The sequence below is a fragment of the Pseudomonas sp. KNUC1026 genome (genome assembly GCF_021650705.1).
Classification (GTDB): Bacteria; Pseudomonadota; Gammaproteobacteria; order Pseudomonadales; family Pseudomonadaceae; genus Aquipseudomonas.
Window position 1 is genome coordinate 3453168 of sequence record NZ_CP087138.1, and the last position, 21223, is coordinate 3474390.

The following is a 21223-nucleotide window of genomic DNA, read 5'->3' on the forward strand; positions in this document are numbered from 1 at the left end:
TCAGACCTTGAACCGTGCCACGCCGCCACGCAGCCCTGCCGCCACCTGGCTGAGCTCATCGATGGCAAAGCTTGCCTGGCGCAGTGACTCGACGGTCTGGCTGCTGGCATCGCTGAGCTGGGAAAGGGCGTTGTTTATCTGTTCGGCGCCGGTGGCCTGGGCTCTGCATGCCCTCGTTGACCATCAGCACGCGCGGCGCCAGGGCCTGCACCTGATGGATGATCTGGTTGAGCTGCTCGCCCACTTGCTGCACCTCGAACATGCCCCGGCGCACCTGCTCGCTGAACTTGTCCATGCCCATCACACCGGCCGACACCGCCGACTGCATCTCGCGCACCATCTGCTCGATGTCGTAGGTGGCCACTGCGGTCTGGTCGGCCAGGCGCCGCACCTCGGTGGCGACCACGGCGAAGCCGCGGCCATATTCGCCGGCCTTTTCGGCCTCGATAGCGGCGTTGAGCGAAAGCAGGTTGGTCTGGTCGGCCACCTTGACGATGGTCACCACGACCTGGTTGATGTTGCCGGCTTTCTCGTTGAGGGTGGCCAGCTTGGCGTTCACCAGGTCTGCCGCACCCATCACCTGGTGCATGGTCTCTTCCATGCGCGACAGGCCCTGCTGGCCGTTGCCAGCGAGGGACGAGGCCTGGTCGGCAGCGCTGGCCACCTCGCCCATGGTGCGCACCAGGTCACGGGAGGTCGCGGCGATTTCCCGCGAAGTTGCGCCGATCTCGGTGGTGGTCGCAGCGGTTTCGGTCGCGGTGGCCTGTTGTTGCTTGGAGGTCGCGGCGATCTCGGTCACCGAGGTGGTGACCTGCACCGACGAGCGCTGCGCCTGGGCCACCAGCGTGTTGAGTTCTACCAGCATCTCGTTGAAGCCGGTTTCCACAGCGTTGAATTCGTCCTTGCGCTGCAGGTTCAGGCGTACCGAGAGGTCACCGGTGCCCATGGTCTCGAGCACATCGAGCAGCTTGCGCATCGGCGCCATGATGTTGCCCAGCAGCAGCCACCCGCACACGCCGGCGGCGATGATCGCGATCAGCAGCGAAATACCCATGCTGAGCTTGGCCTGAATGACCGAATCGGAAATGGCGTTGCTGGCATCGGTGGCGGCGCGGGAGTTGTAGTCGATGATCTGGTTGACCTGCTTGCGGCCGTCATTCCAGACCGGTGCCAGCTCCTGCTGGAAGATGTCCTGGGCGGCGCTGAAGCGGCGCTGGCGATAGGCATCGAGGGTCTTTTTCAGGGTTGCGTCGTACAGCGCATGCAGGCGCTCGAATTCCTGAAGGTTGGCCTGGTCCTGCGGGTCGAGCAGCGTGCCGCGATAGGCGGTGATCTGCGCTTGCAGGCGGTCGGAGAAGCCTTTGTACTGGTCATCGTCGGTGCTGACCAGCTCACGCTGATTGCTAAGGCCGAGCAGTTGCTGGGTGTAGACGAAACTGTCGACCCAGGCGCTGCGGATCATCGAGCTGATGGCCATGCCGGGGATGCTGTCGGTGCGCACCGCGTCGGCATTGTTCTCGATTTTCGCAAGGCGAGTGTAGGAGACGAGGATCATCAGCAACATGACTGCGATGACCACGGCGAAGCTTGCCAAAATGCGCTGGCGCAGACTCCAATTCTTCACATTAACCCCTTCGATTTTCACACCCCGGCTCAGTATAGCCACCGGCTGCAAGGCCCGGTGGCTGTACTTTCCGTTATCTGAAAGGGTTATACCAGCTCTGGTGGTACAAAGTGCTATCAGGCAGCGTTGCGGGCCTGGGTTTCAAGCTCTGCCTTCAGCCCGGCATCGAGGGTGAGTTGCCGTGCCAGCTCGTCGAGATAGGCCCGTTCCATGAACTGTTCCTGGTCGATCACCATCACGCTGGCCAGGTACATTTCTGCGGCCATTTCTTCCGTGGTGGCGGCCCGGGCGACTTCGGCCGGGTCGAGCGGGCGTTCGAGTTCCTGATGCAGCCAGCTGTCGAAGCCATCACCCTGCCCCAACCGGGCAAACTCACCTTCGATCAACGCGCGCTCCTGGGCGTCGACATGGCCATCGGCCTTGGCCGCCGCCACCAACGCCTTGAGCACCGCGTGGCTGTGCTGCTGAGCTTCCGCCGGCGGCACTCGGTCGAGCGTGCGTGGCTCGCCACGGGTGCTGTGGCCTGGCGCGCCTGCCAGTTGCCGTAGGCCTTGTAGGCCAACAGGCCCAGAGCGGCTGCGCCGCCGTAGAGCACGGCCTTGCCGCCGTATTTGCGTGCCTTCTTGTTGCCCAGCAACAGGCCCAGCGCACCGCCGGCCAGTGCGCCCTTGCCGGCGGAAAGGCCGCCTTGCTGGCCCAGTGCCTGTTGCCCTGCGCGCAGCAGTTGATCGAGCAAGCCTTGGGTGTTCATGGCAGTGGTACCTCGCAAACAGAGGAAAGAATGCGCACGACTCTATCGCTCTTGAGAGCGGTAAACGCCTGCTCAAATGCTTCGAGATATTGCAAACGCCCATCTTTACATCGGATGTCACAATTTCTTCGCCGCTGAAACGCACCAGCACTCATTCAAACCGCATGCAACCGACATTTTTCTTGGGTATCGTGCGAACCGATCGAGCCGACGAGGTTCTGTGTAAAGGTCCCTTTGCCCGGTCGATGGCTTGCCCGGGCCGTTTCAGTCAATCCCTGTCGCTGCATGGAGCAGCCCGGATTACTCTTTATAAGGAACAGGTTTCTCTATGCAACGCAGGAGTCTGCTCAAAGCGTCCGTGGCCTTGGCGGCCTACACCGGCCTTTCTTCCACCACCTTTTTCGCAGCGCATGCGATGGCCGCAGAGCCGGCCGACGGTGAGCTGGAATCGTTCGATTTCGATATTCTGAAAAAGCACGCCAAAGACCTTGCCGGCAAACCTTACGTCGACCGCAAGCAAGTGCTGCCGCCCACCCTGGCCAACATGGAGCCGTTGAACTTCAACGCCATCCGCTACGACGCCGACCATTCGCTGTGGAACGAGAACAAGGGGCGCCAGATCGACGTCCAGTTCTTCCACGTGGGCATGGGTTTCAAGACCCCGGTGCGCATGTACAGCGTCGACGCCAAGAGCAAGCAGGCGCGCGAGATCCACTTCCGCCCCGAGCTGTTCAACTACAGCGACAGCGGTGTGGATGAGAGCCAGCTCAAGGGCAAAAGCGACCTGGGTTTTGCAGGTTTTCGCCTGTTCAAGGCACCCGAGCTTGGCCGCAATGACGTAGTTTCGTTCCTCGGCGCCAGTTATTTCCGCGCCATCGACAAGAACCGCCAGTACGGCCTGTCGGCCCGGGGCCTGGCAGTGAATACCTACGCAGGTGGCCCCGAGGAATTCCCTGACTTCACCCGCTTCTGGTTCGAAACGCCCAGCAACCCAAATGGCAGCCGCTTCGTGGTCTATGCCCTGCTCGAATCGCCCAGCGCCACCGGTGCGTACCGCTTCGACATCGACTGCCAGTCCGAGCAGGTGGTGATGGACGTGCAGATGACCGGTGAATGCCCGCACCGCGATCAAGCAACTGGGCATCACCCCGATGACCAGCATGTTCAGCTGCGGCACCAACGAGCGCCGCATGCGCGACACCATTCACCCACAGATCCACGACTCCGATCGCCTGGCGATGTGGCGTGGCAACGGCGAGTGGGTATGCCGGCCGCTGAACAACCCGCTGCGCATTCAGTTCAACACCTTCGAAGACACCAACCCCAAAGGCTTTGGCCTGGTGCAGACCGACCGCGCCTTCGAAACCTACGAAGACACCATCGACCAGTACGACAAGCGCCCCAGCCTGCGGGTCGAGCCCACTACACCGTGGGGTGAAGGCTCGGTGGACATGATGGAAATGCCCACCACCGGCGAGACGCTCGACAAGCATCGTGGTGTTCTGGTCGCCGAAAAAGGCCGTGCAAGCGGGCGACAGCCTGAGCTTCGGCTACAAGCTCTACCTGGGCGCCGATGCCGCCGGTCGGCACGCCGTTGGCCCACGTGCGCGCTACCCGCACCGGCATGGGCGGCTTCCGCGAAGGCTGGGCGCCGGGCGAGCATTACCCTGAGGTGTGGGCGCGGCGTTTTGCCGTGGACTTCGTCGGTGGCGGCATCGAACGCCTGCCGAAGAAGGCCCTGAACAACAACCTCACCACCATCCCGAGCATCGAGCCGGTGTTCACCGCGACCCACGGCAAGCTGCAGGACTTCACCATCATCGACCTGCCGCACATCAATGGCGTGCGCGTGCTGTTCGACTGGTACCCCACCGATGACAGCGTGGAGCCGGTGAACATCCGCGGCTTCATCCGTGCGGGCGAGCGCACGTTGTCGGAAACCTGGCTGTACCAGTATTTTCCGCCGGCACCGGCCAAGCGCAAGTACGTTTACGAATGAGCCTTGAGCTGCAGGCCTCGAGCTATAGCCACAGCTTGCAGCTCAGGGAATGCTCAGCGGGATCGACAGTTCGCTTCGAAACACATTCTGCGGGTCGATGGCCAGTTTGGTATCGACCAACCGCTTCGCAAGGTCTCGCCCGTAGTAGAGCTCCAACCAGCGGGTGTCGACGGCACCCCCTTGATGATCACGGTATTTCATATCGACGTCCGGGTAGTTGATGTAACAACCCTCATAATCGCCGTTGTCTGCATAGGGCTTGCCGCCCTGGCGCTTGAAGTAGTCGAAGTAGAACTCCCGGCACCATTTCAGGCACGTGGCCTCCTGCTCGGGTGACGCCCAGTAAACCTGGAGTTGCGACTTCAGCAGGGAGCGCCGTTGCGGCACGGCGGTTTCATGGCCGTGGCCCACAGGGCAATTGATTGCACCGCCATACGAATCGATCTGCAGCAGCGCCTGGCTGAGTGCAGAGTCTGAGTTTTCATAGAGATATTTCCATATCGCATTGACCTCTTCGGCGCCGAAGTTGCCGATCTGGTAGAACGATTTGTACTTGCCGCATTGGTTGCTGCCCGAGCCGTTGATCATCTGCGTCAGGTACAGCCAATCCATCAGACGCGCATGCTTCAACGGCTCGCTGGCCTTGCACAGTAGTTGCGTGGTGGCGTGCGTGTGAACGGGGCCGTGCAGTGTGTGATGCGTGTTGACCTGAGGCTCGCAACCTGCTGCCTGGATCATGTGCTGGACGAACTCCTCCACAGGCAAGGCCTGGCCCGCACCGTCCACGCGGCCGTTGGTGCCGGTGTACTGGATCAGCAGGTTGATATCCCCGGTCAGCCTGTGCTGAAGCTTGAGCAGAAGTGAACAGGCCGCCGTTGGCCTTGGCCGGGTCTTCGCAGCCCCAATCACGGTCATGGTCCTTGAACCACTGCCAGTAGGCATTGAGGAACCCTCCCAAGTGAGCTGAGTCGGCAAAGTGGCTCCACTTCCATGACAGCGCCAGCCAATAGCTTTGCTGGGGTGCTTGCGGCAGGTCGTCGAAATAATAATCGAGAATGATCCCGAAGTTGCCGCCGCCGGCGCCGCAGCAGGCGACGAACAAATCCTTGTCCAGCCCTTCACTGCCGCAGTGGACGTGCCGGGCGACCAGTTCCTTACCCGCTCGGTCCGGGACCAGAACGTCTACACCGCTCAGCCAGTCGACGGTGAGGCCATGCAGGCGTGAAAGCAAACCATAGCCACCGCCGCTGATATGCCCACCGGCACCAACGCTGTAGCAGGAGCCGCCGGGAATGACTCGATTGGCGGTTTTGTACAGGGCCACATAGCCGTCCCAGTTCTGGTTGCCGGCGGCAGCGCGAAAGCGGTAGCCCCGCGCACTCGAGTCGTAAAGCGATTTCACATTCTTGCCTTCGTCAAACTCCAGGCCGCTCATCAGGCCAAGATCGATGATGGCCGAAGCCGGTACCCTCCTCGCCCGGCAGTTTGTTGGCGACCAGCCCTTCGTAGCAGTGACGCACCGCAGCGCACGGTGATCCGACAGCCTTCGGACAACGCATCGTTGGCGGCCTCGTGGACTTGCTCGGCCGTGCTGCAAACGTAGATGCAGTCGGCCCCCATCCCCGGGCCGGGCCATCGCAGATTGAAGCCCTTCTGCAAGGTTTCGTGGCGGGTGTCGCTGGCGTCGATCTTGACGTAGGAAGGCATGGTGGCAGGTCCTGCGCGATGGGTTGGGCAATTCACCAAGGTCTAGCCCAAGGCACCGCGCAGGCGCTGAAAATCATGTTGCAGGCAATAAGGTTTTCAAAGCCTTGGCTACGGGCAGCCCTTGAATCAATCGCGCAGGTCTGACTCGCGAATCGGCTGGTCACGGTGCGTCGCGCGCTGGTATTGCGCCGGCCACACCGCCTTGCGGCCACCCAGGTCGTCGTCGGCATGCAGGGGCCAGTAGGGGTCGCGCAGCAGTTCGCGGGCGAGGAAGATGAGGTCGGCCTGGCCAGTGCGCAGGGTGTGCTCGGCCTGCGCCGGCTCGGTGATCATGCCCACTGTGCCGGTGGCGATCTGTGCCTGCTCCTTGACCTTGGCGGCGAAGGGCGTCTGGTAGCCCGGCCCGGTCGGGATCTCGGCGTGGGCCGCAGTACCGCCGGAGGACACGTCGATCAGGTCTGCGCCCAGCTCGCGCAGGCGCCGCGACAGCTCCACGGTCTCATCGGGTTCCAGCCGTCCTCGACCCAGTCGGTGGCAGAGACCCGCACGAAGACCGGCAAGGCCGCAGGCCATACGTCGCGCACCGCTTTTGTCACCTGGCACACCAGGCGAATGCGGTTTTCGAAGCTCCCACCGTATTGGTCGCTGCGCTGGTTACTCAGCGGCGAGAGGAACTGATGCAACAGGTAGCCATGCGCAGCGTGCACCTCAACCACCTCGAAGTTGGCTTCCAGTGCGCGCAGGGCTGCATCGACGAACGCCTGGATCACCTCTTGAATCCGCCCTTCGCTCAGCGCCTCAGGCACCGTATGGTTGGGGTCAAAAGCAATCGCCGAAGGCCCTACCGGCGCCCACCCGCCAGCATCAACCGGCACGCTGCCGGTTTTGCCGAGCCACGGGCGCCAGGTACTGGCCTTGCGGCCGGCGTGTGCGAGCTGGATACCAGGAACAGCGCCCGCGGACGGATGAACCGAGTGATGCGCTGCAATGGCGCGATTTGCTCATCCTTCCAGATGCCGAGGTCTTCGGCGTGATGCGCCCGCGCTCGGTGACCGCTGTGGCCTCGGTGAACACCAGCCCTGCCCCGCCGACCGCACGGCTGCCCAGATGCACCAGGTGCCAGTCGTTGGCCAGGCCATCGACCGACGAGTACTGGCACATCGGGGAAACGACGATCCGGTTGGGCAGCGTGAGCTGGCGCAGTGTGAACGGTTCGAGCAGCAGACTCATGGGGCACCTCGCAGGCTGTATGAATTCAGTTGATCCAGCCTGGCCCGCAAGTTGCGCCGCTAGCGCGGCTGCATGTGCGAAATCATCAGTTGCACCGATTCCACGCCGCGAAAGGCGTTGAGATCGAGCTTGTACGCCAGCTCCACCCATTTCACCGAGGTATCGGGCCATACATCCAGGTCAACGCCGAAGCAGATGCCGTCGAGCCGAGCACGGCCGCATTCGCTCTTGAGTTGTACCTCGAGGTGGCGTTCGCCTACCAGGCGCTGGTCGACCAACTGGAACACACCGTGGAACTGCGGCTCAGGAAATGCTGGCCCCAAGGGCCGGCGTGGCGCAGCGCACGGGCCATGTCGGCGTGGAACTCCTCGACCGCCAGCACCCCATCGCTGTAAAGCCGGCCGGTGAGGTCGCCTTCTGCCAATTGCTCGCGCACTTGAGCATCGAACGCCTGGCAGAAGGTTTCGAAATGCGCCTGAGGCAAGGCTGAGCCCTGCTGCCATGGCGTGGCCACCGTATTTGGCCATCAACCCAGGGGTGCAGCGCATCGACTGCACTCAGGGCGTCGCGGATATGAAAGCCGGGCACTGAACGCGCTGAAGCCTTCGAGCGAGCCGTCGCCCGGCATCGGCGAAGGCGATGGTCGGGCGGTGGTAACGCTCTTTCAGGCGCGAGGCGAGGATGCCGATCACACCCTGCGCCAGTCCGGGTCGAACAGGCACAGGCCGAACGGCATGTCGTGTTCGGGCAAGTCCTTGAGCTGAGCGAGCGCCTCACGCTGCATGCTCTGCTCGATGGACTTGCGGTTCCGGTCGAGCCCGTCCAGTTCGGCCGCCATATCGCGGGCCGTGGCCGGGTCTTCGCACAGCAGGCATTCGATGCCCAGGCTCGACGTCGTCCAGGCGCCCGGCGGCATCGAGCCGGGGGCCGAGGATAAAGCCCAGGTCGGTGGCGGTGATGCGCTCCGGCTCACGCCGGGCAACTTCCAGCAACGCCTTGATGCCCGGGCGGGCGCGGCCGGCGCGAATGCGCTCCAGGCCCTGGTAAACAAGAATGCGGTTGTCGGCGTCCAGCGGCACGACGTCGGCCACGCTCCCCGATGCAACCAGATCGAGCAGTTCACCCAGGTTCGGTTGCGGCCGAGCGGCGTACCAGCCCATATCGCGCAAGCGGGCGCGCAGTGCCATCAGCACGTAGAAAATCACCCCGACGCCGGCCAGGGCCTTGCTGGGGAACGTGCAACCCGGCTGGTTGGGGTTGACGATGGCATCTGCCTGCGGCACCGCATCGCCTGGCAAGTGGTGGTCGGTCACCAGCACCTTGAGCCCGGCAGCCTTGGCTGCCGCGACGCCATCGAGGCTGGCGATGCCGTTATCGACCGTGATCAACAGCTGCGGCTGGCGCTCGAGCGCCACCGCGACGATCTCAGGGGTAAGGCCATAGCCGAACGTGAAACGGCTCGGTACCAGATAGTCGACGTGAGCGGCGCCGAGCAAGCGCAGCCCCAATACGCCCACGCTGCTGGCGGTCGCGCCGTCTGCGTCGAAGTCGCCGACGATAAGATGCGCTCGCGCTGCTCGATGGCCTCCACAAGCAAATCGACTGCGGCATCGATGCCCTTGAGCTGCTGGTAGGGGATCAGCCTTGCCAGGGTTTCGTCCAGTTCGCTGGCGCAGGTGACGCCACGGGCGGCATAGAGGCGGGACAGCAGAGGCGGCAAGTTACCCAGAAAGGGCAGCTCGGCAGGTACAGGGCGAAGTTCGATACGCATAGAAGGCAATCAGGCCGGCAACAGATTCGGTAACAAAACAGGCGCCACCATGCCTCAGCCGCGCTCCCCCTTCAACCATTCGAGCGCCACTTCGCGCTGGCCCCGATCATCGGTCACGAAGATATTGCCGTCGCTGATCATCACATCCCACTTGATGGTGCGCGGCATGTCCTGGGCAAGCACCTCCAGCGCCTCTTGTGGCACAGCGGCGATGTGCAGGTTCTTCAGGTGCTGCGCGGCGTCTGCGACCTTGTTGCGCCATACGCGCAGGCTGCCATAGGCCAGCAGGCTGGTACGCTCGGTGCGCCGCGAACACCAGGTGAGGCGGTCAAGGTCGGGCTGGCCGACTTCGATCCAGTGCAGCACACGATCATCCAGGCTTTTTTCCCACAACGCCGGCTCGTCGACGTCCGAAAGACCGCGGCCAAATGCCAGCTGCTCGTTGTACCAGAGCGCGTAGGCCAGCAACCGCACCGCCATGCGCTCCTCGGTTTCCGATGGATGGCGCGCAATGGTGGAGCGCACGCTTTCGTATACGCCGCGGTCGATGTCGGTCAGGTTGAGTTCGAATTCGAAGGGGTCGACGGCTGGGCCATGGGCTCGCTTCTGCTGGCGAAAAGGGCGCACAGTCGACCCGCATGCAAGGTGGCCTTGCGCCGCCGCGCGCCGGCTGCGGAGAAGAGACGGGCTTCGATCTCTGCACACAGGCGTGCCTGGCACTGCTCCGATGCAGCTTCTTGTTCGATGGATGGGGTAGCTGTATGAAATCAAGGTTACGCAGCGTATGGGCAGTCGGCGTCGCTGGGCTCGCCTGCCTGCGCCCGCAGCATGGGCCTTGCCGACCCTGACCTGGGCAATGCGCGAATTTCCGCCACTGACGATTTTCGATGGCCCTCGAGAAGGGCCAGGGCGCAGTGGACCAGACGCTCGCCCAGCTTACCCAGGCCATGCCGGGTTACCAGCACAAGTTCGTGCGGGTAAACCGCGCTCGCGGCATCCAGATGCTCAAGGAAACCCGGCCTCACCTGCGACCCCACCCTGCTGGTGGACCGCCGAGCGCGCCAGCTTCGGCAGCCTTCTCGGTGCGCGCCTTCGCCACACAGAGCAACGGGCTGATCATTCGTGCGCAGGATCAGGACCTGTTCAAACCCTGGCTGGACCAGGGCTCGGTGAACCTCGCCGCACTGCTTGAGGCCGGCAACCTGCAGGTCGGCATTGTGCCGGGGCGCAGTTATGGCGAAGCAGTAGACGCCATGCTGGGCCGGGCGCCCGCTCAGGTACTGGTGCCCCATTACGGCAACGACGCCAGCACCAACTTGTTGCAGATGGAGCAATTGGGCCGTTTGCATGCATTCGTGGGTTACTGGACGGAAGCGCGCTACCTGGCTACCCAACAAGGCATAGACCCCGCCACCTTGCGCTACCTGCCCATTCAGGGCGACAGCCGCTACAAGTTCACCTGACGTCGCCTGCTCCAACACGCCCAGGGCCATCACGCGATCGACTCGATCAACGTGCAACTCAAGCAATTGCGGCAAACATCGCTGCCGCTGCTCGACGCGCGATGGCTGGACAGTGGCCAGCAGAGTGAATATCTACAAGATGCGCGGCGTTTTTTCGCCCAACCTGACGACCCGCGTCCCTGACCGGGCGTCCCTGACCAGGCGTCTCCGCGCAAACAAAAAGAAACCCCGCACGGTGGGGAAAGCCGTGCGGGGTCAATCAAGTGCCGACCTTCGGCACCTGCCAGGCGACTGATCGACACCGGAGCACAATGCCGATTCAACGCCCTTATGGTCGAGAACCTGCCCGATGGGAAGGTTCCGGGAAGTTCAGCGCAGAGTCGCAGCAAAAGCGTGAGGGTTGGCAGCATGCCGCACGGCGGCAATCATGGAAGGCTCCAGGCGCCCTTCTGCAATCATCAGGTCGCGATGCAAACCGTCGACCACGTCGGTCAATGCACGGATATCGCCCAATTGAATACGATGAAATTCGCGGGCCAGTACAGTGGAGCCGAGCGGGTCGCTCACCACCAGCATGACGTGAGCCTCCCGGCCGGCCGCGGAGACAAGGCCACGTGACAAGGCGCCAGGGCTTCACTAAGCAGTTGGCTGATTGTTTCCATGTATCACCCTCTTGTCCATTGAGCGAAAGGCTGTCTATCAATGACCGCGCAATGCCTGGGAAGTTCGCGGCCGCAGGGCACTTCGACGTTCCATCGGAGCATTGCCAATCGCATATGACCAGAATACGTCAGCTGTTAGAAGGCAGTGCGCGTTTGCCGGTAATGCTCCAGCATTGCATGCAACGGGTGGGTAGCAGGCCGCCACGGCAGGTGCCCAAGCACGCGCAGGCCCTCCTGGCGCGCCTGCAGCTCCAGGGCGCGAGCCTTGCCCTCCCCTCGCAGAATCAGCGAAGCATGGGGTCGATGATCGACCAGCGCGCTGACCTGTGCGCCATCACCGCGGCTGTCCAACAGGGCTATGTCCACCGGCCAGTCGCCCGCCAACACGTGGGCGATTGCCGTGGCGCGCTCGGCGACGCGAACGTTGAATACGCCGCAGGCATTGAGCGCCTGGTGCAATTGCAGCACTTGGGCAGGTTGCTCTTCGATGATCAGCACATTGAGGGAATGCATGGCGGCCTCCGGCAGGCGTGGGCGGAACAGCCGGGTACCTGCAGAGGGCGCATCAAGGGGAGGCTATGAAGAGCTTTCCTGAAACCGATGTAGGACGTTTCCCGAGTGCCAGAGGGCCGGATTCGCCCGGCCCCTGGCCTTTGCTCAGAGCGGTTTGCCGCGGTTGCCATGCTCGGCGACGAACGCCTGTACTGCGGCCAGATCATTAGCCAGCACGGTGCAGCGCTCCGGCCGCTCGAACAGGTCGGTAAGGTGCTCAGGCAACGCCAGCGCACGCGCGACACCGGCCTTCTCCACCGCATCGGGGAACTTGACCGGGTGCGCAGTACCCAGCACTACCATCGGGGTATCCAGGCTGCGGCGGCATTCACGGGCGGCCTTCACGCCAATGGCCGTGTGCGGGTCGAGCACTTCGCCGGTGCTGGCAAAGACTTCGGCGATGGTCTGGCAAGTGGCCTCGTCGCTGACCGCCAGCGAATCGAACAACTTGCGCGCTTCGGTCCAGCGATCGGGCTCGACGCTGAAGCCGCCACCGAGCTTGAAGCTGGCCATCAGTTGCGCAAGCGTCTCGCCGTTGCGGCCGTGCAGGTCGAACAGCAGGCGCTCGAAGTTCGACGACACCATGATGTCCATCGACGGCGACAGGGTCGCGTGCAGGGTTTCCTTCACATACTGGTTGCCGCTCATGAAGCGGTGCAGGATGTCGTTGCGGTTGGTTGCAACAATGAGCTGGCTGATCGGCAGGCCCATGTTGCGCGCCAGGTAACCGGCGAAGATGTCGCCGAAGTTGCCGGTGGGCACCGAGAACGCCACAGAGCGGGCCGGGCCGCCCAGCTGCAGGGCCGCGTGGAAGTAGTAGACGATCTGGGCCATGATCCGCGCCCAGTTGATCGAATTGACCGCCACCAGCCGCGTGCCCTTGAGGAAACCCTGGTCGGCGAAACTCGCCTTGACCATTTCCTGGCAGTCGTCGAAGTTGCCTTCGATTGCAATGTTGTGGATGTTTTCGCCGAAGATGGTCGTCATCTGCCGGCGTTGCACTTCCGACACACGCTGATGCGGGTGCAGGATGAAGATGTCGACGTTGTCGCAGCGGCGGCAGCCTTCGATGGCGGCCGAACCGGTGTCGCCGCTGGTAGCGCCGATGATGACCACGCGCTCATTGCGCTTGGCCAATATGTGGTCGAGCAGGCGGCCCAGCAACTGCAGGGCAAAATCCTTGAAGGCCAGGGTCGGGCCGTGGAACAGCTCCATGACCCACTCGTTGCCGCCCAGCTGGCGCAATGGCGCGACGGCGGCGTGCGCGAACTGGCCGTAGGTTTCTTCGAGGATCTTCTTGAAATCGGCGTCGGCGATGCTGCCGGTGACGAACGGGCGCATCACCCGGAACGCCAGCTCGTGGAAGGCAGGCCGGCCCAGGAGGCGATTTCTTCCTGGGTGAAACGCGGCAGGTTTCCGGCACGTACAGGCCGCCATCGCTGGCCAGGCCCGCCAGCAACACATCTTCGAAGTTCAGAGCTGGCGCTTTGCCGCGGGTGCTGATGTAACGCATGGTGTCATCCTTCAGGAAGGCGGCTCGGCGAGCCGCCACCGGGTTAGCTCAGTTGTTCGACGCGGATGCGCACGACCTTGTCGTTCACACCTTCCAGGGCTTCCAGCGCGGCGATGGCGTCGTCGATGCGGCGCTCCACTACGCGGTGAGTCAGCAGGATGATCGGCACCAGGCCGTCCTGCTCCTCGGCTTCCTTCTGCATGATCGACTCGATATTGATACCACGCTCCGACAGGATGCTCGCCACCTGGGCCAGCACGCCGGGATGATCCTTGGCCTGAATGCGCAGGTAATACGCGCTTTCACAGGCCTCGATCGGCAGGATCGGATGCGCCGACAGCGAATCGGGCTGGAACGCCAGGTGCGGCACGCGGTTTTCCGGGTCGCTGGTCATGGCACGTACCACGTCCACCAGGTCAGCCACCACCGCCGAAGCGGTCGGCTCCATCCCGGCGCCGGCGCCGTAACAGGGTGGACCCTACCGCGTCACCGTTGACCATCACGGCGTTCATCACGCCGTTGACGTTGGCGATCAGGCGGTCGGCGGGGATCAGCGTGGGGTGCACGCGCAGCTCGATGCCTTCGGCGGTGCTGCGTGCCACGCCCAGGTGCTTGATGCGATAGCCCAGCGCCTCTGCGTAGTTCCACGTCGGCCGTGGTCAGGCGGGTGATGCCCTCGGTGTAGGCCTTGTCGAACTGCAACGGAATGCCGAAGGCGATGGACGCCAGGATGGTCAGCTTGTGCGCCGCGTCGATGCCCTCGACGTCGAAGGTCGGGTCGGCCTCGGCATAGCCCAGTGCTTGCGCCTCGGCCAACACGTCAGGAAAGGTGCGGCCCTTCTCGCGCATTTCGGTGAGGATGAAGTTGCCGGTGCCATTGATGATGCCGGCCACCCAGTTGATGCGGTTGGCCGACAGGCCTTCGCGGATCGCCTTGATCACCGGGATGCCGCCGGCCACGGCAGCTTCGAAGGCGACGATCACGCCTTTTTCGCGGGCACGGGCGAAGATCTCGTCGCCATGCACGGCGATCAGCGCCTTGTTGGCGGTGACCACATGCTTGCCATTGTCGATGGCCTGCAGCACCAGGTCGCGGGCGATGGTGTAGCCGCCGATCAGCTCGATCACGATGTCGATTTCAGGGTTGCTGGCCACCGCGAACACGTCGGAGGTGGTGGCGGTGCCGGTAATGTCGCAGTGGGGGTTCTGCGAGCGCAGCGCAATCTGGGTGACTTCAATACCGCGCCCGGCACGGCGGGCGATCTCCTCGGCGTTGCGCTTGAGTACATTGAAGGTGCCGCCACCGACGGTACCGAACCCGCAGATCCCTACTTTGACCGGTTTCACTCTGAACTCCCCATGAAACGACCGGCACTGTGGCCGGCCGCGAAAACCGCTACCCCCTCGGGCAGCGTTGTTGATTCGATTAACCCTTGCTGTCGAGCGCAAGCTTGCCCAGCTGGGCGGCAGGCTGGTAGCCCGGGATCATCTGGCCGCTTTCCAGAATGATGGCCGGCGTGCCGTTGATGCCGATCTGCTGGCCGAGGGCAAATTGCTTGCTCACCGGGTTGTCGCACTTGGGCGCATCCACGCTCTTGCCGTTGATCATCTTGCTCAGCGAAGCCGGGCGATCCTTGGAGCACCACACGGCCTGAAGCTGCTCGTCACCTGGCGAATTCAGCCCCTGGCGCGGGAAGGCCAGGTAGCGCACTTCGATGCCCATCGCATTGAGCTTCGGCACTTCGGCGTGCAGCTTCTGGCAGTATGGGCAGGTGGTGTCGGTGAAGACGGTGATGACCGACTTGGCTTTACCGCCCTGGGCCGGGAACACCACCATCTGGTCCTGCGGGATGGCGCCGATCAGCTTGGCCACGCCTGCGCGCTCGGCGCGCTCGGTGAGGTTGACCGGCTTGTCACCCTGCACCTGGTACAGGTAACCCTGCATCACGTACTGGCCATCGGCGCTGGCATAGAGCACACGGCCGCCTTGCAGGCGCACTTCGTAGAGGCCATTGAGCGGGGCCGGGGCCACGCTTTCGACAGGTACATCCAGTTGCAGCGTGGTGAGGGTTTTACGAATGGCTTGCTCGGCATCGTCAGCCAGGGCAAAGCTGCTGGCGAGCATCAAGGCAGCAGCGGTAATAAGGCGAGTCACGCGCATGGGCACTCCTGAAGCAGCGGACAAAGGGCACCGCTCAGGAGCTTTACCTGGGCAGGCCGCGAAACCGTGCAAGCCTACCATGAAATCCGCCGCCAGGCCCCTGCCTCAGCCTCTCGGGTGATGGGCCGCGTGCAGTGCCTGCAGGCGTGCCTTGGCCACATGGGTGTAGATTTGCGTGGTGGAGAGGTCTGCATGGCCGAGCAGCATCTGCACCGAGCGCAGGTCCGCACCGTGGTTGAGCAAATGGGTGGCGAAGGCATGGCGCAAGGTGTGCGGCGACAGGCTCTTGTCGATCCCGGCCACCTGGGCATGGTGCTTGATGCGGTGCCAGAAGGTCTGCCGCGTCATTTGCTCGCCGCGCAGGCTGGGGAACACCACGTCGCTGGGCCGTTCGTTCAGCAGCTCGGCACGCGCGCCGCGCAGGTAGCGCTCCAACCAGGCAATCGCCTCCTCGCCCATCGGCACCAGGCGCTCCTTGTTGCCCTTGCCGGTGACCCTCAGCACGCCCTGGCGCAGGTTCATCTCATCCAGGCGCAAGCCCACCAGTTCAGAGACCCGCAGGCCGCACGCATAAAGCACTTCGAGCATGGCCCGGTCACGCTCGCCGAGGGCCGTGCCCAGGTCCGGCGCCAACAACAAGGCTTCGACGTCTTGCTCGGAGAGGGACTTGGGCAGAGGCTTGCCCAGCCGGGGCATGTCGACCAGCAAGGTAGGGTCGGCTTCGATCAGCTCCTCGCGCAGCAGGTAGCGATAAAAACCCCGCGCGCCGGAGAGAAAGCGCGCAGTGGAGCGTGGCTTGTAGGCATTGTCGACCCGCCAGGCGAGATGGTCGAGCAACGCCTCACGGCCAGCGGTGGCCAGTTCGATGTTTCGCTCGGCGAGCCAGCCGTTGTAAAGAGCCAGGTCGCTGCGGTAGGCGCTGCGGCTGTTATCGGACAAGCCTTTTTCGAGCCAGAGGGCGTCGAGGAATTGGTCGATCAGGGAGTGGTCTAGGGCGGGCATTTGAACCAGATGAAAAGTAGCGAAACATGTTCTCAGTTTACAGATTAAAGGAGCAAATCCTACCTTGACCTGCCTCAACCGAAGAAAATCACATGAAATCAATTCCAGTACTCATCTGCTCCATCATGCTATCTGGGTGCGGCACGCTGCATACCTTTCAAAGCGATGAATCAATAAAGTCAAAGCTCAGGGCGGAAAAAACTCACTGCACGTATCTACCTAAAATGTACGGTGGGGCTGCTTACAACTTCTGCCGACTGCATGCTCAGCCAAAACAGCCCTACTCCGAGCAGCCCCCGTTCGAAGGCGTTATTCTAGATAGCGCGCTATCTTGCATAGCGGATACATTAATACTCCCCTACACAACTTATGTGCAGCTCAGAGATGGCAGCATGCCTCTCTGATGGAATTCAAAGGGGGCAAGTTTCAGATCAGCGCACGAACAACCCGAGGAAATCAAGTTCGGTACGTTAATCGGTCCAGAATCTTTTTTGTTTTTTCGTCTACAGGATGCCAAAACAACCCCATGACGGCTTACAGTTAGTTTCAGTCGATTGCTTTTCAGAAAATAAAATCCAAAAAGCACTCAAGAGAAATTCAAATCCTCAAATCCCCATCGCCTGGCAGCACCGGCACCGGCCGCTTCTGCTCATCGATGGCCACGAAACAGAACACCCCTTCGATCGCCTTTTCCCGGGCCTCGCTGTACATCCCCTCGACGAACACTTCCACACGCACCTTGAGGCTGGTGTTACCCACATGCACCACGCTGCCTACCAGCTCGACGATGCTGCCAGCCGGGATGGCGTGGTTGAAGTCGATGCGGTCGGTGGAGACGGTCACCAGCGGCAGCCGGCAGAAGCGCGTGGCGGCGATGAACGACACTTCGTCCATCCAGGCAAGTGCAGTGCCGCCGAACAGGGTGTTGTGGTGGTTGACGGTGCCGGGGAATACGGCTTTGGTCACGCGGCTGACGGAGAGCTCCGCACGGCGTTGGATTTCAGCTTCACGCAGGGTCATGGGCATGTACACATCAATGGCAAACAGCGCGCAGTGTACTGCCAGAAACGAAAAAAGCAGCCCGAAGGCTGCTTTTTTCAAACCGGCACAATCAGGCCAGTTTTTCCTTGATGCGTGCGGCTTTACCGGACAGATCACGGAGGTAGTACAGCTTGGCCTTACGCACGTCACCACGACGTTTCACGGTCAGGCTGTCGATGGTCGGGCTGTAGGTCTGGAAAGTACGCTCTACGCCGACACCGTTGGAGATCTTGCGCACGGTGAATGCACTGTTGACACCACGGTTGCGCTTGCCGATTACAACGCCTTCGAAGGCCTGCAGACGGCTACGCTCGCCTTCCTTTACCTTTACCTGAACGATAATGGTGTCACCCGGGGCGAAGGCCGGGATTTCTTTGGTCATCTGCTCTGCTTCGAGGGCGAGAATGATCTTGTTGGTCATGCTGTGCTCCTAAGATGAACCGTCAGGTTCACCGTCGATACGTTGTCTATCGTCCCGCTTGCGGAGGTATTCCGCCAGCAGCTTCTGCTCTCTCCAGAAAGTGAGCGACTTTCCAGAAGATCGGGCCGCCGTTCATGCGTCCGCCCAACGGACTGCGTCGAACGCCAACGCCGGATGTGTGCGTGGTTGCCGCTCGAGCAACACGTCGGGTACACAGCGTTCCGCATACACCTCAGGCCGGGTGTAGTGCGGGCAATCGAGCAAGCCGTCGGTGAAGGAGATCTTCTTCCGCCGAGCCTGCATGCCCTGGAGCTCCGGGCAGCAACCGCGTAACCGCATCGATCAGGACCATGGCCGGCAGCTCCCCGCCAGACAACACGTAATCCCCAACCGACCACTCTTCATCGACATGCGCTTCAATGAACCGCTCGTCGATGCCTTCGTAACGCCCGGCGATGAGAATCAGGGATTGCTCGTGCGCCAGTTCCTTCACGGCCGCCTGCGTCGATGCCTGCGACCTTGCGGGGACAGGTAGATCACCTTCGCCGCTTCCCCCGCCGCCTGCCTTGCTTCCAGCAGGGCGTCTTCCAGGGGCTTGACCTTCATCACCATGCCGGGGCCACCGCCGAAGGGCCGGTCATCCACAGTGTGGTGCCGATCCGTGGTGTAGCTTCGCGGGTTCCAGCAGTTGACTTGCATCAACCCTTGGCGAACCGCGCGGCTGGTAATGCCGTGTTCGGTGATGGCCGAGAACATCTTCGGGAAACAGTGTGATGACATCTACGCGCAGGTTAGCCGATCTGCCTCGAGAAGTCCGCATCCCACTCCACCCGCATTTCGCCAGCGGCCAGGTTCACCTCGGCGCACAGTCGTCCGTGCTACGGCAACAGGCGTTCGCGATCATCCAGGCTGCCCGCGCAGGGCTTGACCACCATCACATCGTTCGCGCCGGTTTCCAGCAGGTGATCGACTTTTCCGAGCAGTTCGCCGGGGCTGTTGATAACCTTCAGGCCTTCAAGCTGATACCAGTAGGTAATCATCCTGGGCCAATGCCGGCAGCAAGCTGCGCTCGATGCAGATTTCGTAACCGGCGAGCAGGCGAGCCTCTTCGCGGTCATCGAGACCTTGTAACTTCGCGACCAGGACCTTGTTCTGAGAACGGCCACTGGCCAATACCGCCTGCCTTACGTCACCATCGTGCCGAAGCGTCCAGTGCTTGTAGTCGAGCAGGTTGTCGATTGGATCGGTAAAGGAGTAAACCTTCACTTCACCTCGAACGCCGTGTACCGAAACGATCTTGCCGATGACGATCAGGTCAACTGCAGGTGCTGGTGTGGCGTTCATACTGCTCAGGCCGCAGCCTTGGCAGCTTCCTTCAGCAGCTGAGCAACGCGCTCAGACGGCTGGGCGCCAGCAGACAGCCAGTAGCTGACGCGCTCCTGGTTGACGGACAGGCGGATTTCACCACCAGTGGCGACCGGGTTGAAGAAGCCAACGCGCTCGTGAAACGACCGTCGCGCGCATTGCGGCTGTCGGTCACGGTCAGGTGGTAGAACGGGCGCTTTTTCGAGCCGCCACGTGCAAGACGGAATGGTTACCATGTGAACATCGTTCCTGTTGTCGGTGCTGCAGATTAAAGGCACAGCCGAGCACTCACGTGCCGAAAGGCCGCGTGTTCTCAAGGAATACACGCACTTTTGCAATTGCCCTTTTCCAAATGGCCGACGGACCGCCCCTTGCGGGGAGCAGCCCATCGCCCTCTTCCTTCACGTGCAGGGGTCAGAGCCGAGGCATGCGCGCCGCCGGGCATCGTGCCACCCAGCCCGCGCATCATCTTGGCCATGCCACCCTTGGTGGAGAATTTCTTCATCATTTTCTGCATTTGCTTGTGCTGCTTGATCAGCCGGCCGACGTCTCTGCACCTGAGTACCGGAACCCAGGGCGATACGGCGCTTGCGCGAACCGCTGATGATGTCGGGGTCGCGGCGCTCGGCCTGGGTCATGGAGCCGATGATCGCTTCCATCTGCTTGAACTGCTTCTCGGCCGCGCCCTGGGCGTTGCCCATCTGCGAGAGGTTTACCCCACCGATGCTCGGCAGTTTGTCCATGAGCCCGCCCAGGCCGCCCACTGCTTTTCATCTGCACCAGTTGGTCGCGGAAGTCTTCGAGGTCGAAGCCCTTGCCTTTCTTGAGCTTCTTGGCGAGTTTCTCGGCCTTGTCCTTGTCCAGCTTCTGCTCGGCCTGCTCGATCAGGCTGAGCATGTCGCCCATGCCGAGGATGCGCGAGGCGATGCGGTCGGGGTGGAACGGCTCGAGCGCTTCGCTCTTCTCGCCCATACCGATGAACTTGATCGGTTTGCCGGTGATGTGGCGCACCGACAGTGCGGCGCCGCCACGGGCATCACCGTCGACCTTGGTGAGCACAACGCCGGTGAGCGGCAGTGCATCACCGAAGGCCTTGGCCGTATTGGCGGCATCCTGGCCGGTCATGGCGTCGACCACGAACAGGGTTTCGACCGGCTTGACCGCTGCGTGCAGGGCCTGGATCTCGGCCATCATGTCGGCGTCGATGTGCAGGCGGCCGGCGGTGTCGAGGATCACCACGTCGATGAACTTGAGCTTGGCCTCGCGGATGGCGGCCTCGGCGATGTCGACCGGCTTCTGCGAGATGTCCGACGGGAAGAAGGTGACGCCGATGTCGCTGGCCAGGGTTTCGAGCTGCTTGATCGCCGCAGGGCGGTAGACGTCGGCCGACACCACCATCGCGCTCTTCTTCTTGCGCTCCTTGAGAAAGCGCGCGAGCTTGCCGGCGGTGGTGGTTTCGCCCGCACCCTGCAGGCCGGCCATCGACACCACCGCAGGTGGCGCAACGTTCAGCGCCAGGTCTTCGTTGGCCGCGCCCATGACCGACTCGAGCTCGGCCTGAACGATCTTGACGAACGCCTGGCCCGGCGTGAGGCTGCGCGAGACTTCGGTACCGACTGCGCGCTCCTTGATGGCGTTGACGAACTCCTTGACCACCGGCAGCGCGACATCGGCCTCCAGCAGCGCCATGCGCACCTCGCGCAGGGTGTCCTTGATGTTGTCTTCGCTGAGCTTGGCCTTGCCGGTGACATGGCGCAGCGTCTGCGACAGACGCTCGGAAAGATTCTCGAACATGGGTGATCCTATGCAGGCACGGCAGCCGTGCGGGAGGCCATTGCCCCCCTGGCGAAAAAAATGGCCGCGAGTATAACTCCAGAGCGGCGCACCGCCGACAGCTACCGGCGAGCAGTCTTTCGTGCGATCGGCTTTGTGTGCCACACTCCCGCTTCTGATTGGCCGCT

General features: G+C 62.5%; 11 protein-coding genes and 12 pseudogenes. 4 read left to right on the forward strand and 19 right to left on the reverse strand.

Translation table 11 applies throughout. The features are described 5' to 3' along the window. Together LN139_RS16100 and LN139_RS16105 are read right to left on the reverse strand one after the other, a co-directional pair. Nucleotides 1-1624, reverse strand: a pseudogene (locus LN139_RS16100) (methyl-accepting chemotaxis protein). 116 nt (nt 1625-1740) lie between these two features. Then, nucleotides 1741-2375: pseudogene (locus LN139_RS16105) on the reverse strand (tellurite resistance TerB family protein). A 328-nt stretch (nt 2376-2703) separates the two neighbouring features. Between LN139_RS16105 and LN139_RS16110 the strand changes: the two are divergent. Continuing rightward, nucleotides 2704-4374: pseudogene (locus tag LN139_RS16110) on the forward strand (glucan biosynthesis protein D). 42 nt (nt 4375-4416) lie between these two features. Here the strand turns inward: LN139_RS16110 and LN139_RS16115 are convergent. Next, nucleotides 4417-5283, reverse strand: a complete 867-nt coding sequence (locus LN139_RS16115; protein ID WP_236355199.1) for a BBE domain-containing protein — start codon at nt 5281-5283, stop codon at nt 4417-4419. A 103-nt stretch (nt 5284-5386) separates the two neighbouring features. On the opposite strand from LN139_RS16115, the gene LN139_RS16120 reads away from it, so the two are divergent. Then, complete coding sequence (locus tag LN139_RS16120) at nt 5387-5599, forward strand: hypothetical protein (RefSeq protein WP_236355200.1); 213 nt, start codon at nt 5387-5389, stop codon at nt 5597-5599. Nucleotides 5600-5808: 209 nt separating this feature from the next. Here LN139_RS16120 and LN139_RS16130 read toward each other — a convergent pair whose 3' ends face one another. The 4 genes and pseudogenes from LN139_RS16130 to LN139_RS16145 form a co-directional block, all read right to left on the reverse strand. Further along, on the reverse strand, nt 5809-6081 hold the full coding sequence (locus LN139_RS16130) for a hypothetical protein (protein WP_236355201.1): 273 nt from the start codon (nt 6079-6081) through the stop codon (nt 5809-5811). A gap of 126 nt (nt 6082-6207) precedes the next feature. Beyond that, nucleotides 6208-7311, reverse strand: a pseudogene (locus tag LN139_RS16135) (NADH:flavin oxidoreductase/NADH oxidase). 59 nt (nt 7312-7370) lie between these two features. Then, a pseudogene (gene recJ, locus LN139_RS16140) lies at nt 7371-9082 on the reverse strand (single-stranded-DNA-specific exonuclease RecJ). 54 nt (nt 9083-9136) lie between these two features. Beyond that, nucleotides 9137-9678 (reverse strand): annotated as a pseudogene (locus LN139_RS16145) (YaeQ family protein). A gap of 291 nt (nt 9679-9969) precedes the next feature. Here LN139_RS16145 and LN139_RS16150 point away from each other — a divergent pair. Further along, nucleotides 9970-10545, forward strand: a complete 576-nt coding sequence (locus tag LN139_RS16150; RefSeq protein WP_236355202.1) for a hypothetical protein — start codon at nt 9970-9972, stop codon at nt 10543-10545. 369 nt (nt 10546-10914) lie between these two features. Here the strand turns inward: LN139_RS16150 and LN139_RS16155 are convergent, their stop codons facing one another. The 6 genes and pseudogenes from LN139_RS16155 to xerD all read right to left on the reverse strand — a co-directional run bounded on the left by LN139_RS16155 (nt 10915) and on the right by xerD (nt 16435). Next, nucleotides 10915-11121: a DUF3509 domain-containing protein gene (locus LN139_RS16155; protein ID WP_329610964.1), complete on the reverse strand. Its 207-nt coding sequence runs from the start codon at nt 11119-11121 to the stop codon at nt 10915-10917. A gap of 221 nt (nt 11122-11342) precedes the next feature. Then, on the reverse strand, nt 11343-11720 hold the full coding sequence (locus LN139_RS16160) for a hypothetical protein (RefSeq protein ID WP_236355203.1): 378 nt from the start codon (nt 11718-11720) through the stop codon (nt 11343-11345). Between the two features lie 144 nt (nt 11721-11864). Beyond that, nucleotides 11865-13272 (reverse strand): annotated as a pseudogene (gene thrC, locus LN139_RS16165) (threonine synthase). 43 nt (nt 13273-13315) lie between these two features. Next, nucleotides 13316-14619, reverse strand: a pseudogene (locus tag LN139_RS16170) (homoserine dehydrogenase). A 79-nt stretch (nt 14620-14698) separates the two neighbouring features. Continuing rightward, complete coding sequence (gene dsbC / locus LN139_RS16175; RefSeq protein ID WP_236355204.1) at nt 14699-15433, reverse strand: bifunctional protein-disulfide isomerase/oxidoreductase DsbC; 735 nt, start codon at nt 15431-15433, stop codon at nt 14699-14701. Between the two features lie 105 nt (nt 15434-15538). Then, entirely contained in the window at nt 15539-16435 is an 897-nt protein-coding gene (xerD, locus tag LN139_RS16180; protein ID WP_236355205.1) for a site-specific tyrosine recombinase XerD, read from the reverse strand. A 224-nt stretch (nt 16436-16659) separates the two neighbouring features. Between xerD and LN139_RS25785 the strand changes: the two genes are divergently transcribed. Beyond that, nucleotides 16660-16839, forward strand: a complete 180-nt coding sequence (locus tag LN139_RS25785; RefSeq protein WP_442964446.1) for a YceK/YidQ family lipoprotein — start codon at nt 16660-16662, stop codon at nt 16837-16839. A gap of 193 nt (nt 16840-17032) precedes the next feature. Here LN139_RS25785 and LN139_RS16185 read toward each other — a convergent pair whose 3' ends face one another. The 6 genes and pseudogenes from LN139_RS16185 to ffh all read right to left on the reverse strand — a co-directional run. Next, complete coding sequence (locus tag LN139_RS16185; RefSeq protein ID WP_236360463.1) at nt 17033-17455, reverse strand: acyl-CoA thioesterase; 423 nt, start codon at nt 17453-17455, stop codon at nt 17033-17035. A 91-nt stretch (nt 17456-17546) separates the two neighbouring features. Beyond that, nucleotides 17547-17897: a 50S ribosomal protein L19 gene (rplS, locus tag LN139_RS16190; protein ID WP_236355206.1), complete on the reverse strand. Its 351-nt coding sequence runs from the start codon at nt 17895-17897 to the stop codon at nt 17547-17549. 9 nt (nt 17898-17906) lie between these two features. Next, nucleotides 17907-18677, reverse strand: a pseudogene (gene trmD, locus LN139_RS16195) (tRNA (guanosine(37)-N1)-methyltransferase TrmD). 11 nt (nt 18678-18688) lie between these two features. Beyond that, nucleotides 18689-19241: pseudogene (rimM, locus tag LN139_RS16200) on the reverse strand (ribosome maturation factor RimM). Between the two features lie 5 nt (nt 19242-19246). Continuing rightward, a pseudogene (gene rpsP, locus LN139_RS16205) lies at nt 19247-19443 on the reverse strand (30S ribosomal protein S16). A gap of 252 nt (nt 19444-19695) precedes the next feature. After that, a pseudogene (gene ffh / locus LN139_RS16215) lies at nt 19696-21056 on the reverse strand (signal recognition particle protein); the annotation flags it as partial. Between the last annotated feature and the right edge of the window lie 167 nt (nt 21057-21223).

What these genes read in the sequence shown, in the direction of transcription:
- LN139_RS16130 (WP_236355201.1), bottom strand. Translation starts at nt 6,081, where the DNA reads ATGCCTTCCTACGTCAAGATCGACGCCAGCGACACCCGCCACGAAACC.
- LN139_RS16150 (WP_236355202.1), top strand. Translation starts at nt 9,970, where the DNA reads ATGGCCCTCGAGAAGGGCCAGGGCGCAGTGGACCAGACGCTCGCCCAG.
- LN139_RS16155 (WP_329610964.1), bottom strand. Translation starts at nt 11,121, where the DNA reads ATGCTGGTGGTGAGCGACCCGCTCGGCTCCACTGTACTGGCCCGCGAA.
- LN139_RS16160 (WP_236355203.1), bottom strand. Translation starts at nt 11,720, where the DNA reads ATGCATTCCCTCAATGTGCTGATCATCGAAGAGCAACCTGCCCAAGTG.
- dsbC (WP_236355204.1), bottom strand. Translation starts at nt 15,433, where the DNA reads ATGCGCGTGACTCGCCTTATTACCGCTGCTGCCTTGATGCTCGCCAGC.
- xerD (WP_236355205.1), bottom strand. Translation starts at nt 16,435, where the DNA reads ATGCCCGCCCTAGACCACTCCCTGATCGACCAATTCCTCGACGCCCTC.
- LN139_RS25785 (WP_442964446.1), top strand. Translation starts at nt 16,660, where the DNA reads ATGTACGGTGGGGCTGCTTACAACTTCTGCCGACTGCATGCTCAGCCA.
- LN139_RS16185 (WP_236360463.1), bottom strand. Translation starts at nt 17,455, where the DNA reads ATGACCCTGCGTGAAGCTGAAATCCAACGCCGTGCGGAGCTCTCCGTC.
- rplS (WP_236355206.1), bottom strand. Translation starts at nt 17,897, where the DNA reads ATGACCAACAAGATCATTCTCGCCCTCGAAGCAGAGCAGATGACCAAA.